This is a genomic window from Pseudonocardia cypriaca (assembly GCF_006717045.1).
Classification (GTDB): Bacteria; Actinomycetota; Actinomycetes; order Mycobacteriales; family Pseudonocardiaceae; genus Pseudonocardia; species Pseudonocardia cypriaca.
The window spans coordinates 3,568,641-3,583,304 of sequence record NZ_VFPH01000001.1; the positions used below are offsets into that span (position 1 = coordinate 3,568,641).

The 14,664-nt window shown below is 71.5% G+C and carries 14 protein-coding genes; 6 read left to right on the forward strand and 8 right to left on the reverse strand.

The window, feature by feature from the left end; translation table 11 throughout:
• Positions 1-74 precede the first annotated feature (74 nt).
• Both FB388_RS17010 and FB388_RS17015 read left to right on the forward strand, forming a co-directional pair.
• A complete protein-coding gene (locus tag FB388_RS17010) occupies positions 75-668 on the forward strand; it encodes a TetR/AcrR family transcriptional regulator (RefSeq protein WP_142102068.1) in 594 nt (197 codons plus the stop codon).
• The gene (locus FB388_RS17015) at positions 665-2,368 is read left to right on the forward strand and encodes an acyl-CoA dehydrogenase family protein (RefSeq protein ID WP_142102070.1); all 1,704 of its coding nucleotides are present in this window, start codon (positions 665-667) and stop codon (positions 2,366-2,368) included. The genes FB388_RS17010 and FB388_RS17015 overlap by 4 nt, the downstream gene beginning before the upstream one ends.
• Positions 2,369-2,380: 12 nt before the next feature.
• Here the strand turns inward: FB388_RS17015 and FB388_RS17020 are convergent, their stop codons facing one another.
• Positions 2,381-2,977: an LURP-one-related family protein gene (locus FB388_RS17020; protein ID WP_142102072.1), complete on the reverse strand. Its 597-nt coding sequence runs from the start codon at positions 2,975-2,977 to the stop codon at positions 2,381-2,383.
• A gap of 59 nt (positions 2,978-3,036) precedes the next feature.
• Here FB388_RS17020 and FB388_RS17025 point away from each other — a divergent pair, with 59 nt between their 5' ends.
• Both FB388_RS17025 and FB388_RS17030 read left to right on the forward strand, forming a co-directional pair.
• On the forward strand, positions 3,037-3,882 hold the full coding sequence (locus FB388_RS17025) for a helix-turn-helix domain-containing protein (RefSeq protein WP_211361958.1): 846 nt from the start codon (positions 3,037-3,039) through the stop codon (positions 3,880-3,882).
• A gap of 24 nt (positions 3,883-3,906) precedes the next feature.
• The gene (locus FB388_RS17030; RefSeq protein WP_142102074.1) at positions 3,907-4,128 is read left to right on the forward strand and encodes a DUF397 domain-containing protein; all 222 of its coding nucleotides are present in this window, start codon (positions 3,907-3,909) and stop codon (positions 4,126-4,128) included.
• A gap of 84 nt (positions 4,129-4,212) precedes the next feature.
• Here the strand turns inward: FB388_RS17030 and FB388_RS17035 are convergent, their stop codons facing one another.
• Genes FB388_RS17035 through FB388_RS17050 form a run of 4 tightly spaced genes read right to left on the reverse strand, consistent with a single transcriptional unit; the run spans position 4,213 to position 8,007 of the window.
• Positions 4,213-4,794: a hypothetical protein gene (locus FB388_RS17035; protein WP_142102076.1), complete on the reverse strand. Its 582-nt coding sequence runs from the start codon at positions 4,792-4,794 to the stop codon at positions 4,213-4,215.
• An 8-nt stretch (positions 4,795-4,802) separates the two neighbouring features.
• Positions 4,803-5,702 (reverse strand): carbohydrate ABC transporter permease, encoded by a 900-nt coding sequence (locus tag FB388_RS17040; RefSeq protein ID WP_142102078.1) that lies wholly within the window; start codon positions 5,700-5,702, stop codon positions 4,803-4,805.
• Positions 5,702-6,658: a carbohydrate ABC transporter permease gene (locus FB388_RS17045; RefSeq protein WP_142102081.1), complete on the reverse strand. Its 957-nt coding sequence runs from the start codon at positions 6,656-6,658 to the stop codon at positions 5,702-5,704. The genes FB388_RS17040 and FB388_RS17045 overlap by 1 nt, the downstream gene beginning before the upstream one ends.
• 14 nt (positions 6,659-6,672) lie before the next feature.
• Positions 6,673-8,007, reverse strand: coding sequence for an ABC transporter substrate-binding protein (locus FB388_RS17050; protein ID WP_142102083.1), 1,335 nt, complete (start codon positions 8,005-8,007; stop codon positions 6,673-6,675).
• Between the two features lie 248 nt (positions 8,008-8,255).
• Here FB388_RS17050 and FB388_RS17055 point away from each other — a divergent pair, with 248 nt between their 5' ends.
• Both FB388_RS17055 and uxaC read left to right on the forward strand, forming a co-directional pair.
• On the forward strand, positions 8,256-9,605 hold the full coding sequence (locus tag FB388_RS17055) for a Gfo/Idh/MocA family oxidoreductase (RefSeq protein ID WP_142102085.1): 1,350 nt from the start codon (positions 8,256-8,258) through the stop codon (positions 9,603-9,605).
• A 1-nt stretch (position 9,606) separates the two neighbouring features.
• The gene (uxaC, locus tag FB388_RS17060; protein ID WP_142102087.1) at positions 9,607-11,028 is read left to right on the forward strand and encodes a glucuronate isomerase; all 1,422 of its coding nucleotides are present in this window, start codon (positions 9,607-9,609) and stop codon (positions 11,026-11,028) included.
• Between the two features lie 80 nt (positions 11,029-11,108).
• Here uxaC and FB388_RS17065 read toward each other — a convergent pair whose 3' ends face one another.
• The 3 genes from FB388_RS17065 to FB388_RS17080 all read right to left on the reverse strand — a co-directional run bounded on the left by FB388_RS17065 (position 11,109) and on the right by FB388_RS17080 (position 14,624).
• A complete protein-coding gene (locus FB388_RS17065) occupies positions 11,109-12,029 on the reverse strand; it encodes a type IV toxin-antitoxin system AbiEi family antitoxin domain-containing protein (RefSeq protein WP_170225647.1) in 921 nt (306 codons plus the stop codon).
• Between the two features lie 130 nt (positions 12,030-12,159).
• On the reverse strand, positions 12,160-13,605 hold the full coding sequence (locus FB388_RS17075; protein WP_142102093.1) for a mannitol dehydrogenase family protein: 1,446 nt from the start codon (positions 13,603-13,605) through the stop codon (positions 12,160-12,162).
• A complete protein-coding gene (locus FB388_RS17080) occupies positions 13,605-14,624 on the reverse strand; it encodes a LacI family DNA-binding transcriptional regulator (protein ID WP_142102095.1) in 1,020 nt (339 codons plus the stop codon). The genes FB388_RS17075 and FB388_RS17080 overlap by 1 nt, the downstream gene beginning before the upstream one ends.
• Positions 14,625-14,664 lie beyond the last annotated feature (40 nt).

A 14,664-nucleotide genomic window follows, 5' to 3' on the forward strand; every position in this document is an offset into this window, starting at 1 on the left:
ACGGACGGGACGGTCCCGTCCCGACGAACGTAACACGGGACGGGACCGTCCCGTCCGTGCCATACTCGGCAGTCGTGAAGCGAACGCCGACCGGAGCGGCCGTCCTCCAGCCCGAGGTCACCGCGGCCATCACCGAGGCCGTGCTCGACGAGCTGGCCGACACCGGCTACGGCAAGCTCTCGATGGAGGCCGTCGCCCGGCGGGCGGGCGTCGGCAAGAGCGCGCTCTACCGGCGCTGGCCGTCGAAGCAGGAGATGGTCATGGCCGTGCTGGCCGACTTCAGCCTCGAACTGGCGACGGCACCCGACACCGGCTCGCTGCGCGGCGACCTCGTCACCCTCCTGCGCGCGCTGACGGACTGGCTCACCCACCCCCGCTTCTCGCGGATCCTCCCCGACCTGGCCGCCGAGGGAGTCCGCAACCCGGAGGTCGCGGAGGCCGTGCGCGCGGCGATCGGCGAGCCGCGGCGCAGGGTCGGCGCCGCCGTGCTGCGCCGCGCCGTCGATCGTGGTGAGCTGTCGGCCGACACCGACCTCGAGATGGCCCTCGACCTGATCGCCGCGCCCGTCTACTGGCGGCTCTCGGTCCGCAGGGCCCCGGCCGAGCCCGGGTACCTCGACCACCTCGCCGACGTCGTGCTGCGCGCGTTGAAGGGGGATCCGTCATGACGCTGCTGCTCTCGCGCCGGGACCTGGAGTTCCTGCTCTACGACTGGCTCGACGCCGAGTCCCTGCACAGCGAGCACTCCCGCGAGACCTTCGACGCCGTGCTCGACCTCGCCGCCGAGGTGGCCGCGGAGCACTTCGCGCCGCACAACAAGCGGGCCGACGCCGAGGAGCCCACCTTCGACGGCGGCCGCGTCCACATGATCCCCGAGGTCCGCAAGGCCCTCGACGTGCTCGCGCAGACCGGGCTGGTCGCGAGCAGCACCGAGCTGCCGCACGTCGTCTCCACCGCGGCCTTCGCGTACTTCCAGGCCGCCAACCCGGGCACGTGGGCCTACCCGTTCCTGACGATCGCGGCCGCCAACCTGCTGCGCGCGCACGGCACGCCCGAGCAGGTCGAGACGTACGTGGAGCCGATGGTCGAGGGCCGCTTCCACGGCACCATGTGCCTCTCCGAGCCGCAGGCGGGCTCGTCGCTGGCCGACATCACCACCCGCGCCGAACCACAGGCCGACGGCACGTACCGGCTGTTCGGCAACAAGATGTGGATCTCCGCGGGCGAGCACGAGCTCGGCGAGAACATCGTCCACCTCGTGCTCGCCAAGATCCCCGGCGGACCACCTGGCGTGAAGGGCATCTCGCTGTTCCTCGTGCCGAAGCTCCTGCCCGACGGGCGGCGCAACGACATCGCGCTCGCCGGGCTCAACCACAAGATGGGCTACCGAGGCACCACCAACACCCTGCTCAACTTCGGCGAGGGCGCGGGCGCCGTCGGCCAGCTCGTCGGGCCGGAGCACGGCGGGCTGGCCTGCATGTTCCACATGATGAACGAGGCCAGGGTCGGCGTCGGCGCGGGCGCGGCCGCCCTCGGCTACACCGGCTACCTCAAGTCCCTCGACTACGCCCGCACCCGCACCCAGGGCCGGGCGACGTCCGCGAAGGACCCGGCCGCGCCGCCCGTCCCGATCATCGAGCACCCGGACGTCCGACGGATGCTGCTCGCGCAGAAGTGCTACGCCGAGGGCGCCCTCGCGCTGGTGCTCTACTGCGGCCGCCTGCTCGACGACCAGAACACCGGCCCCGACCCGGACCGCGCCCGGCTCCTGCTCGACGTGCTCACCCCGATCGCGAAGAGCTGGCCGTCGCAGTGGTGCGTGGCGGCCAACGACCTGGCCATCCAGGTGCACGGCGGCTACGGCTACACCCGCGAGTACGACGTCGAGCAGCACTACCGCGACAACCGGCTCAACCCGATCCACGAGGGCACCCACGGCATCCAGGCCCTCGACCTCCTCGGTCGCAAGGTCGTCATCCAGGGCGGCGCCGGGCTGGCCCTGCTGCGCGAGATCGTCGCCGCCACGTGCGCCCGCGCCACCACCGGCGAGGCGGCCGAGCTGGCCGCCCAGCTCGACGCGGTGTGGGACCGGATCGTCGCGGTCACCGCGCGCATCCACGCCGACCCCCACCCGGAGCGGCTGGCCGACGCCACCACCTACCTGGAGGCCGTCGGCCACGCCGCCGTCGCGTGGATCTGGCTCGAGCAGTACCTGGCCTGCGGCGACCGGGACGAGCCGTTCCACCGCGGGAAGCGGCAGGCGGCCCGCTACTTCTTCCGCCGCGAGCTGCCCCGCACCGGCCCGCAGCTCGACCTGCTCGCCGCGCTCGACCGCACCACGGTGGAGATGGAACCCGACTGGTTCTAGTCCTCCCAGCCCTCAGCGCGACTGCAGCGCGTCGAGCGCCACCGTCATGGCCGCAGCCAACCGGAAGTCGACGCGCGGGTCGGGCACGTCGATGACGTAGCGGTCCCGGATCGCCTTGCGCCGTTCGCTGGACAGCACCGGCTGCCCGGTGGCGGTGTCGACGAAGTCGAAGTGGAAGACGAACGGCACCCAGACGTCGCCGAGGTACGGGATGAAGTCCCACACCCGCCGCAGGACGGCGATGACGGGCCTGCGCTCCTTGCCGACGGCCTCGTAGCCCGGGCCGGCCATCGTCCACGTCGAGCGCAGCAGGCTGGCGCCGAACTCCTTGCGGAAGTAGCCGAGCGCGTTGCCGTACTCGTCGAACACGTCGTGCTCGGCGCGCACGTCGAGCCGCTGGCGGGCCTTGAACGAGAACACCGCGCGCGACCGCGACTCGTCCGAGTAGAAGACGACCTCCTCCTTCAGCTTCATCCGTTTCTGCTGCGCGAACGCGAGCAGCGGGCCCTCACTGCCGTCGGGGGCGGCGCCGCGGATCTCGTAGCGGTTGACCATCATCGTGATCCGCTGGCGGATGAAGAACCGCGGGACGTGCATCGGGCCGGTCATGCGCGGGAGTCTGGCAGCTGGATCTTTCACCCCGCACCTGCCACTGACACTCTGTGACCATGGGCATGCGCAGCGGCACCCTGATCCGCAGGCGGCAGCTCGCGCGGATCCTGCGCGACCTGCGGCGGAGGTCCGGCTTCACCATCGAGGACCTCGCTCCCCAGCTGGACTTCTCCGCGAGCAAGCTCAGCCGCATCGAGAACGCCCACCAGGGCGTCGACGTCCACGTGGTGCGCACGATGATGGACATCTTCGGCGTCACCGGTGACCAGTGGGAGGCCCTCCTCACCCTCACCCGCGAGGCCAGCGCCAAGGGCTGGTGGCGCGCCTACGGGCTCGACGACCAGGGCTACGTGCCGCTGGAGGCCGAGGCGAGCGCCGTGCGCGAGTACACCGTGAACTACCTGCCCGGCCTGCTGCAGACCGCGGACTACGCGCGGGCCCTGTTCGAGAGCTCCCTGCACGTCGGCAGCCGGGCCGTGCGCGAGAACGACGTCGAGGTCCGCATGATCCGCCAGCAGCGCCTCACGGATCCGGAGAACCCGCTGACGCTCGTCGCAGTGATCGAGGAGGCCGCGGTGCGGCGGGTGATCGGCGACCCCGACGTGATGTGCGCCCAGCTCGCGCACGTGCTGGAGGCCGCTGAGCTCGAAACGGTCACCGTGCAGGTGCTGCCGTCGGGCGTGGGCGCGCACCCGAGCGTGACCGGCGCATTCATCGTGCTCAGCTTCGAGCGCATGGGAGAACCGGACATCGGCTACGTCGAGCACCCGATGGGCTCGATTCACATCGAGAAGGCCGAGGACGTCGCCAGGGGTAGGGTCGTGTTCGACCACCTGCGGTCGCGCGCGCTGAGCCCGGAGGAGTCGGCAGCCCTGATCGAGCGGGTGGCCACGCAGATGTGAGGCCGCGACGCGAAGAGGTGCTTGATGCCCACCCCCACCTTCGACGGCCTGGTCTGGCGCAAGAGCAGCTTCAGCGGCAGCGGCGGCGCCAGCAGCGGCTGCGTAGAGGTGGCCCCGCTCCTCGGCGGCGGCATGGCGGTCCGCGACACGAAGGACCGCTCCCGGGCGGCGCACCTCCACTCGACCCCGGCCTGGCAGGCATTCCTGCGGGGGGTCCGCGCGGGCGAGTTCAACCGGACGATCTAGGTCACTTCGACTTCACAGACCCAGCCTGAACTTCACACAGGGCCCGCCCTGTGTGAAGTCCGCGCTGGGTCTGTGAAGTGACGCCTAGCCCGCTCGCCTGGGAAGGACTAGCCGCCTGTGGATCGCGTGTAGGGCCAGGACCAGGAGCGCTGGGAGGACTACGACCGCCCCGGGTAGGAGTATCGCCAGCAGGATCGCGACCGCCGTCACCAGCAGCGCCGCCAAGGCGGCCGCCGGGGCCTGGAGCAGGTCCGTCCACCCACCGGCCAGCGCGGCGCGCCAGGTGCCACCGGCCAGGCGGGGAATCGCGAGGAGGACCACCGCCGTCAGGCACGCGATCGCCACCCCGAACACCGCCAGCACCGCGCCGCCGCCGGGCACCACGCCGTCGCGCAGCCAGGCGACCTGCTGGGAGACCACGAGCACGGCGAGCACCCCGATCACGCTCACCGGGATCCCGGGCAGCAGCCGTCTCACGAGCTCGGCGCCCATCGCCCGCCACGTGGGCAGGTCGTCGTGGTCGGCCCAGTGCCCGACGGCCGTGGACAGGGTGGCCACCACCGCACCGACCGTCAGCACCGGAAGGCTCACCAGCACCGCGACGATGCCGAGCAGGCACAGCTCCGCGATGCGGCGGAGCTGCTCCTTCCAGCCCCGGACGGGCACGGCCGAGCTCAACCCTTGATACCGCTGGTGTTGATCCCGTCCACGATGAGCCGCTGGAACACCAGGAAGAACAGGAACACCGGCACCAACGACAGCACCGACATCGCGAACATCGGGGCGATGGCGGCCTGCCCGCTCGAGTCGAGGAACAGGCGCAGGCCGATCGGCACCGTGTAGGAGTCGAGGTCGTTGAGGTAGACGAGCTGGGTGAAGAAGTCGTTCCAGGTCCAGATGAACGAGAACACCGCGGTGGTGACCAGCGCCGGCTTGGTGAGCGGCAGCACCACGAAGAAGAACCGCCGGTAGGGCCCGCACCCGTCGATCTCGGCCGCCTCGTCGAGGCTGCGCGGGATGCCCCGCATGAACTGCACCATGAGGAACACGAAGAACGCCTCGGTGGCGAGGAACTTCGGCACGATCAGCGGCAGCGGGGTGTTGATCCACTCCAGGCTGTTGAACAGCACGTACTGCGGCACGATCAGCACGTGGTGCGGCAGCAGCAGCGTGCCGATCATGATCGCGAACCAGAACCCGCGCAGCGGGAACTTGAGCCGGGCGAACGCGAACGCGGCCAGCGAGCACGCCAACGCGTTGCCGACGACCACGCCGATCGCCACCACCGCGCTGTTGAGGAAGAACGTCCCGAACGTGACGCCCGGGATGCCGTTCCAGCCGTCGACGTAGTTCCCGGGGCTGAACTGCCGCGGGAACACGTTGACGTTGTTGAGGATCTCCTGCGGCGACTTGAACGACGTGCCGAACATGTAGGCGATCGGGTAGAGCGCCACGAGCAGGATCGCGATCAGCACGACGTGCGCGGCGATGCCCTCGTACCAGCGGCCCTTCTGCCCGGCCGGGCCGGGCGCGGCCGGGGAGGTCGCGACCGGGGCGACGGTGGTGGTGGCCATCAGCGGTCCCCCTCGTCGGCGTAGTGGACCCAGAGGGAACCGCTGCGGAAGACGAACGCCGTGATGACGCCGAGCGCGATGAGGAACACCCACGCCATCGCCGACGCGTAGCCCATCTGGAAGTCCCCGAACCCGCGCAGGTACAGGTAGACGGTGTAGAGCAGGGTGGAGTCGGCCGGGCCGCCGGTGCCACCGCTGATCACGAACGCCGCGGTGAAGCCCTGGAACCCGGCGATCGTCTCCAGCACCACGTTGAAGAACAGCACCGGCGACAGCAGCGGCAGCGTGACGTGCCAGAACTGCTTGATCCGGCCGGCCCCGTCGAGCGCGGCGGCCTCGAACATCTCCGTCGGGATCTGCTTGAGCCCGGCGAGGAAGATGACCATCGGGGCGCCGAACTGCCAGGCGGCCAGGATCACGAGCGTGCCCAGGGCGAAGGCCGGGTCGGCGATCCAGGCCCGGCCCGGGATGCCGAAGACCGCGAGCAGGCCGTTGATCGCGCCCTGGCCGCCGAACAGGGTCTGCCAGACGATCGCGATCGCGACGCTGCCACCCAGGAGCGACGGCACGTAGTACAGCGAGCGGTACAGCCCGACACCCCGCCGGTTGCGGTACAGCAGCAGCGCGACGCCGAGCGCGACGGCGAGCTTGAGCGGCACCGACGTGATCGCGAACAGGAGGGTGGCGCCCACCGAGTTCCAGAACTGCGGATCCCCGGTGAACATCCGCTCGTAGTTCTCCAGGCCCACCCACTCCGGGTCCTGCAGCAGGTCGTAGTCGGTGAAGCTCAGGTAGAGCGAGTAGAGCATCGGCAGCAGCGTGATGCCGAAGAGCCCGAGCAACCACGGGCTGAGGAAGACGTAGCCCGCGATCGCCTCCTTCCGGCGTCCTGGCCGGCCGCGGGGCGGTGCCGCGTGCCGGCCGGCGGGTGTCGGCCGTACTGCCGTGTCCACCATCGACCGCTCTCCCGTCAGCTCGCCGCGCGCTCGAGCTCGCCTGCGGCCTGCGTGACGAACTCTTCGGCACCGTCGGCGGGCGACTGGCGCCCGAACCCGACGTTCTCCGCGGTCGCCTGCAGCAGCCGGCCGAGCTGTGAGTCGCCCTGCGCGGGAACCGGCGGGGTGGGGCCGGCGTCGGCGACGACCTTCTCGTCGTAGGCGAGGACGTACTTCAGCTGGTCGTCGAAGTTCGGGGAGACCACGTCGCGCACCTGCTTGTTCGGCGGCAGACCGCGCTCGGTGCCGAGGATCGCGCCCGCCTCCGGGTCGCTGACGAAGAAGTTGATCACGTCGACGGCCGTGGCGATGTTGTCGCCCCCGGTGTAGGCGGTGAAGAACTGCGACGGGCGGGCGTACGCACCGCTGCGCGGGCCCGGGATGGGCACGAGCCCGACCTCGTGGTCGGTGGCCTTCGCGAGCTCGGTGAGCTGGTTGTCGTACATGTAGGTCATCGCGGTGCTCTTGGTGGCCACCGTGTTCTTGGAGATGTCACCGGCGTTGGCCGGCTGCGCCACCTCCTGGGGAGAGGCTGCGCCGCTCTTGCGGAGCCGGTCCCACAACTCGAACCAGGCCGTCACGTCCTCGGTGGTGAACCCGGGCTTCTGGCCGTCGTAGAGCTCCTTGCCGTTCTGGCGCAGCCAGTACTCGAACAGGGTGATGTTGGCGCTCTCGTCGCGCATGGCCCACGGCGCGTTCCCCGTGGCCCGCGTGACCCCCGCCGCCCAGGTGTCGAACTCCTCCCAGGTGGCCCAGCCGTTCTCCGGCGGGAGCATGCCCACCTTCTCCAGCGCCGTCCTGTCGTAGGCGATGGCCTGGGTGTTGGCGGCGAGCGGCACGGCGTAGAGCTTGTCGTCGACCTTGCCGGTGCCCAGCAGCTTCTCGTCGATGCCGTCGACCTTCAGGGTGTTGCCGACCCACGGGTCCAGCTCAGCGAGCAGACCCTTGCTCGAGTACTCGCGCAGCACCCGGTTGTCGATCTGGATGATGTCCGCGGCGTTGCGGCCCGCTGCGGTGGTGTTGACCTTGTCGTAGTAGCCGGAGTAGCCCTGCCACTGCGTGGTGAACGTGACGTTCGGGTGCTTCTGCGTGTAGAGGTCGAGCACCTTCTGCGTGAGCTCGGCCCGTGCCGGGCCGCCCCACCAGGTGACCTCCAGCTGTACCGGCTGCTCGCGCTCGGGCGGACCGCCCGCCTGCTGGTCGCTCGCGCGCGACCCACCGCCGCCGCACGCGGCGGTGGCGAGGACGGCGAGCACGGCTGCGCCCGCGAACAGCGTGCGCATGGTCCGGGCGGACCCGAGGATGGCCATGAGAGCTCCTTCGATCACACTGGCCCGGTTCGCCGACGCCTCTGGTGGCGAGCACGGGGCCTCGCTCGTCGCGCAATTAGTTCAGAGCAGGGGCGCGTCGTCAACAACGTCTTGCGGTTTTTTTCAGCCGTTTGCATCATTGGTCTGCCGCCGCCTCGGCAGCGGTGCCGGGCAACGCCGTGAGCTGCCCGCTCAGCCGATCCGCTGATCTGCAACCCTTTGCAGTCGGCCCCAGCACCGGGAGAGTCATGCCCCCCAGCGCCGCGAGCTCGCCGCGCCCCCGCTACGCGATCGTCGGCCTCGGTGGCCGCGCCCAGATGTTCGTCGACGCCCTCACCGGGGCGCACGCCGACACGGCGCAGCTCGTCGCCATGTGCGACGTCAACCAGACCCGGATGGACGTGCACAACCGCACCGTCGTCGAGCGCGGCCAGCCGGCCGTGCCGACCTACAAGGCGCAGGACTTCGGGCGGATGCTCGACGCCGAGCGCGTCGACACCGTCGTCGTCGCGTCCATCGACCGCACCCACGACGAGTACATCGTCGCCGCGTTGCGCGCGGGCCGGGACGTGATCACCGAGAAGCCCATGACGATCGACGCGGAGCGGTGCAAGCGGATCCTCGACGCCCAGGCGGAGACGGGCCGCCAGGTCACGGTCACCTTCAACTACCGCTACAACCCCCTCCACGCGCGCGTTCGCGAGGTGATCGCCTCCGGTGCGATCGGCGAGATCGGCTCCGTCCACTTCGAGTGGCTGCTCGACACCCGTCACGGGGCCGACTACTTCCGCCGCTGGCACCGCGACAAGGCCAACTCGGGCGGCCTCATGGTCCACAAGGCCACCCACCACTTCGACCTCGTCAACTGGTGGGTCGCCTCCTCCCCCGAGCTCGTCTACGGGCTCGGGCGGCTGTTCTTCTACGGCGACGAGAACGGCGCGCGCCGCGGCCTCGCCCGGCCCTACACGCGCGCCCACGGCTCCCCCGAAGCCGCCGACGACCCGTTCGCGCTGCACCTGGCAGGCAACGAGAAGATGACCGCGCTCTACCTCGACGCGGAACACGAGGACGGCTACCACCGCGACCAGAACGTCTTCGGCCCCGGCATCACCATCGAGGACGACATGACGGTGGCCGTGCGCTACCGCAGCGGCGCCACGATGAGCTACCACCTCACCGCGTACTCGCCGTGGGAGGGCTACCGGGTGGCGTTCAACGGCAGCGCGGGGCGCCTCGAGCTCGACGTCATGGAGAACTCGTTCGTCGACCCGGGCACCGCGGGCACGGTCAAGGGCGAGGCCCTGCACGGCAGGCCCGGCACCGAGATGCGGCCCGAACCCGAGCACGGCGCCCGGCTCACCCTGCGCAAGCACTGGGAGAAGCCGGAGGACCTGGACCTCCCCGACACCAGCGGTGGCCACGGCGGCGGCGACGAGCGGATGCTCGCCGACATCTTCGGTGGCAAGGTCGTCGACGACCCGCTCGGCCGGGCGTCCACCCACCGCGACGGCGCGCTGTCGCTGCTCACCGGCCTCGCGGCGAACCGTTCCTTCGAGACCGGCCTCCCGGTCCGTGCCGACGAGATCCTGGAGCTGTGACATGGCGGTACGACCACTGGTGCTGGACGACGACCGCGTCCTGCCCACCGACCCCGCCGTGCGGGCCGTCGCGCGCGAGATCTTCGGCGCCGTCCGCGACCTGCCCCTGATCAGCATGCACGGCCACGTCGAGGCGTCCGTGCTCGCCGACGACGAGCCGTTCGGGGACCCGGCGCAGCTGCTCGTCGTGCCCGACCACTACGTCACCCGCATGTTCGTCTCCCAGGGCGTACGCCTGGAGGAGCTCGGCGTGCCCCGCCGCGACGGCGGCCCCGTCGAGACCGACGGGCGGGCGATCTGGCGCAAGTTCTGCTCCGGGTGGCACCTGTTCCGCGGAACGCCGTCGCGGTTCTGGCTGGAGCAGGAGCTGCACGACGTGTTCGGGGTGAACGTGCAGCCGTCCGACGAGACGGCCGACGCGATCTACGACCAGATCGCCGCGTGCATCGCGCGTCCGGAGTTCCGGCCCCGCGCCCTGTTCGACCGCTTCAAGCTGGAGATCCTCGCCACCACCGACGCCCCGGCGAGCACGCTCGACGCGCACGCCGCGATCGCCGCGTCCGACTGGGACGGACGCGTCGTGCCGACCTTCCGCCCCGACGCGCTCGTGCACCTGAACCGGCCCACGTGGAAGCGCGACGTCGAGGAGCTCGGGGACGTCGCGGGCACCGCCGTCGACACCTACGCCGGCTTCCTCGCCGCCCTCGAGCAGCGGCGCGAGCACTTCAAGCGGCTCGGGGCCCTGGCCACCGACCACGGCCACACCACCGCCGACACCACCCCCCTCGACCGCGCCGACGCCGAGCGGATCTACGCGGCCGCGCTCGCCGGGTCGGTGGAGCAGGCCGCCGCCGACGCGTTCTCGGCGCACATGCTGTTCGAGATGGCGCGCATGAGCCGCGACGACGGCCTCGTCATGCAGATCCACCCGGGCGTCCTGCGCAACCACCACGGCGGGGTCCACGACGCGTTCGGACCGGACCGGGGCTTCGACATCCCGCTGCCCGTCGACTTCACCCGCGGGCTGCACCCGATGCTCTCCGCCTTCGGCACCGACCCCGGGTTCCGGTGCGTGGTCTTCACCATCGACGAGACCACGTACTCCCGCGAGCTCGCCCCGCTGGCCGGCGTCTACCCGTCGATGCGGCTGGGCGTGCCGTGGTGGTTCCTCGACAGCCCGCACGCCATGCGCCGCTTCCGCGAGGCCGTCACCGAGACCGCCGGCTTCTACAACACCGCGGGCTTCGTGGACGACACGAGGGCCTTCGCCTCGATCCCGGCCCGCCACGACCTGGCGAGACGGGTGGACAGCGGCTACCTCGCCCAACTGGTGACGAACGGCCAGCTGGGCCTGGACGAGGCCGTGGAGACGGCGGTGGACCTGAGCACGACGATCCCGCGCGAGGCCTACGCCCCCCGCTGATCGAACGACTTCGCACACCCAGCTGCTACTTCGCATGAGGCCGGCCTTGTGCGAAGTCGGCAGCGGGTGTGCGGAGTGGGTCAGATCCGACGGAAGCGCGAGCGGAGCCTGCTCGCTGTGGGGGCGAAGTTCGCCAGGTCCGACCAGATCCAGCGAACGACCGCCAGGTCCTCGTCGCGGAGGGCGTCCTCCCGCAGTTTCTCCTCGACCAGCACCTCCGCGATGTCCTGTCCAGGACGCAGCGTCCGCCCGTACTTGACGAGCCCGTCGAACTCGCCGACGGTGCGCAGCTCGGGCCAGCCGACATCCACGCGTCCGATGAACCGACCTGTGGCCGAGGCGCGCACCTCCCATTGGAGGACCGGTATGGGCAGGCCGGCGGCAGCGATCGCCACCCGGCTGCGTGACTCCCCGACGCTCTCGCTGAGACCGTTCGAGAACTCGATCACTCGCCGCGCGGCCCGGGTGCCCGGCCGGCGCGGGACGGCTTCCAGCACGTCGACGAGGTCGCCCAGCTCCACCCGATCCGGGCGCTGGTAGAACAGCGCGGAGTCGGCCACCACCACCGCCTGCTCGAAGGGCACCATCCGCGCGAGATCAGCGACCGTGCGGGCCGGCGATGTGACCGGGAGCCCGGCGATCATGGTGATCTCCGCCGGGTCCAGCGCGGCCACGTGCACGTGGACCAGCGCGCCGCGACGGCCACCTCCTGCCCGGCGCCGCGTCACGTGCACCCGGCCGAGCGGGACACCCCAGATCCGCAGCCCGTGCAGCACGGCGGCCGAGATGTGGCTGACCACCGCGTCACCGGCCAGCTCCCGCATGGCGGCCGCGATCTGCAGGGTGTGCCGCGCGAGGAGGTCGTCCGGCAGATCGCCCTGGACGTAGGCCCCGCGGCGCACGGGGGTGAGCCGGCCGGTACGCACCAGCCGGCGCAACTCGTCGTCCGAGAAACCGGCGCCGAGCAGGTGCGGCCGCAGGGTGAGGTCGGGCAGTTCCACCTCGGCAGCATCCCCGGCGGGAGCGGCCGGTGGGCCCGAACGGACGATCTCCCCCACTTCGCACATCCAGCCCCAACTCCGCACAGGGCCCGCCTCGTGCGGAGTCAGGGGTGGGTGTGCGAAGTGCGACTCAGGGGGCGGTGGCCGCTGCTACGCCGCCCTTCGTCAACGCCTCCAGTGACTCCGTGACCAGGTCGCGGAACCTTCCGTTCGCCGGTAGGTCCTCCCCGAAGACCTCCTGCAGGGACAGCAGGGCGTCCACTGCCGCCTGTGGCGTCGCGGCCTCGGCGGTGAGCTCTTTCAGGCGGTCGGCCATCGGGTCGTCCACGGTGTCGGCCGTGCAGACGTAGCGCATCCACGCCGCCACGCCGAGGCAGGCGAAGCGGGGCTCGGCACCGCGGGCGAGGGCGTCGCGGATCGTGCCGAGCAGGCGTTGCGGGAGCTTCTGCGTGCCGTCCATCGCGATCTGGACGGTGCGGTGGCGCAGCGCCGGGTTGTGGAAGCGCTCGATGAGCTCCCGCTGGTAGGCGGCCACGTCGAAGCCGTCCGGCACCGCGAGGGTCGGCTCCACGTCGTCGGCCATGAGGTGGGCGACGACGCCCGCGATGCCCGGGTCGGCCATGGCGTCGGCCACGTACACGTGCCCGGCCAGCGCGCCGAGGTAGGCGAGGGTGGAGTGGCTGCCGTTGAGCAGCCGCAGCTTCATCGCCTCGTACGGGGCGACGTCCGCGGTGAGCACCGCACCGGCGCGCTCCCAGGCCGGGCGGCCCGCGGCGAAGCGGTCCTCCACCACCCACTGCCGGAACGGCTCCGTGACGACGACGCCGCGGTCCTCGAAGCCGAGCAGGCGGGCGGCCTCGGCACGGTCCTCGTCGGTGGTGGCCGGGACGATCCGGTCGACCATCGACGACGGGAACGCCACCGACTCGGCGACCCAGGCCGCGAGGGACCCGCCGTCGGGGAGTGCCTCGCAGAAGTCCGTCACGAGCCCGCGCAGCACCTCGCCGTTGGCCGGCAGGTTGTCGCAGGACAGCAGCGTGATCGGGCCCGCGTCGGCCGCCCGGCGGGCCTGCAGGCCGCGTACAAGCTGCCCGATGACGGTGCGCGGCAGCGCGTCCCCGGTGAGGTCGGCGGCCACGTCGGGGTCGGTGCGGCGCAGCCTGCCGGTGGCCGGGTCGTGCCGGTAGCCCTTCTCGGTGACGGTGAGCGTGACCAGCCGGGTGGACGGCGCGGCGAGCAGCGCCTGCAGCCGCTCCCCCTCCTCCGCCGCGAAGAGCAGGTCGCGCACGGCGCCCGCCACCCGCAGCGACGTGTCCTCGCCCCGGACGAGCACGGAGTAGAGGCCGTCCTGGGGCTGCAGCTGGTCGAGCACCCCGCGGCTGCGCTGGGTGACCCCGCAGATCCCCCAGTCGCCGCCGGCGGCCGCGACGGCTTCCTCGGTGAACACCGCCTGGTGGGCCCGGTGGAAGGCGCCGATGCCCAGGTGCACGATGCCCACGCCGAGGGCACGCGGGTCGACGAGCGGGCGCTGCGCGGCGGGCAGGTCCGGGAGCGCGCCGAGGGCGAGACGTGCCATCACCGACCTGCCAGCACGCGAGGGGATCCGGCGTCCCGACCGGGTGGCGCCGTGGTGGACCGCACGATGAGCTGCGTGGGCAGCCAACGGCGCGTGACGTCCGGCTCGTCCCCGGCGTCGAGGCCGTCGAGCAGCAGGTCGACGGCCGCCCGACCGGCCGCCTCCATCGGCATGCGCACGGTGGTGAGCGGCACGGTGGTCATCGACGACATCTCGATGTCGTCGTAGCCGACCACGCTGATGTCCTCCGGCACCGCCACCCCGCGGGCCGCGAGCCGGTTGAGCACGCCGACCGCCATCAGGTCGTTGAAGGCGAGGATCGCCGTGACACCGCGGGCGAGCGCGAGATCGGCGGCCTGCACACCGCCCTGGAACGTGGGCGGGAACGGGCCGAGCTCGACGATCTCGACGTCGCACTGGGGCGCTGCGGCGCGGACGCCGCGCAACCGCTCCTCCCCCGCCCACGAGGCGGGCGGCCCGGCCAGGTGGGCGACGCGGCGGTGGCCGAGCGCGGCGAGGTGTTCGACCGCCTGGCGCGCCCCGTCGGCGGAGTCCATGAGCACGGCGGGCAGGCCCGCCTCGTCGCTGTTGATCAGCACCAGCGGGGTGGAGCCGACCAGCCGCTCCAGCTGGGAGGGGTGCATGCGGGGCGAGCAGAGCACGACACCGTCGACCTGCTTGGCCATCGCGCCCACGACCTCGGCCTCCACGCGCGGGTCCTCCGCGGCGTCGGCGAGGAAGACCACGTGCCGCACCTCGCGCGCCCGCGCGGTGCAGCCCTTGAGCATTGCGGAGAAGAACGGGTTGGCGACGTCGGGCACGACCACCCCGATGTTGCCGGTCTTGCCGGTGACGAGGCCGCGCGCCGCACGGTTGGGCTGGTAGCCGAGCTCCTCGGCCACCTGCAGGACCTTGCGACGCGTCGCGGCGTTCACCATGTCCGGCATCGTGAACGCCCGGGACACGGTGGACACCGAGACGTCGGCACCCTTCGCCACCTCGTGGATCGTGACCGCCATGCTGCTCCCGTTCCGCCGGCTCAGCACAGCCTGCAAACCA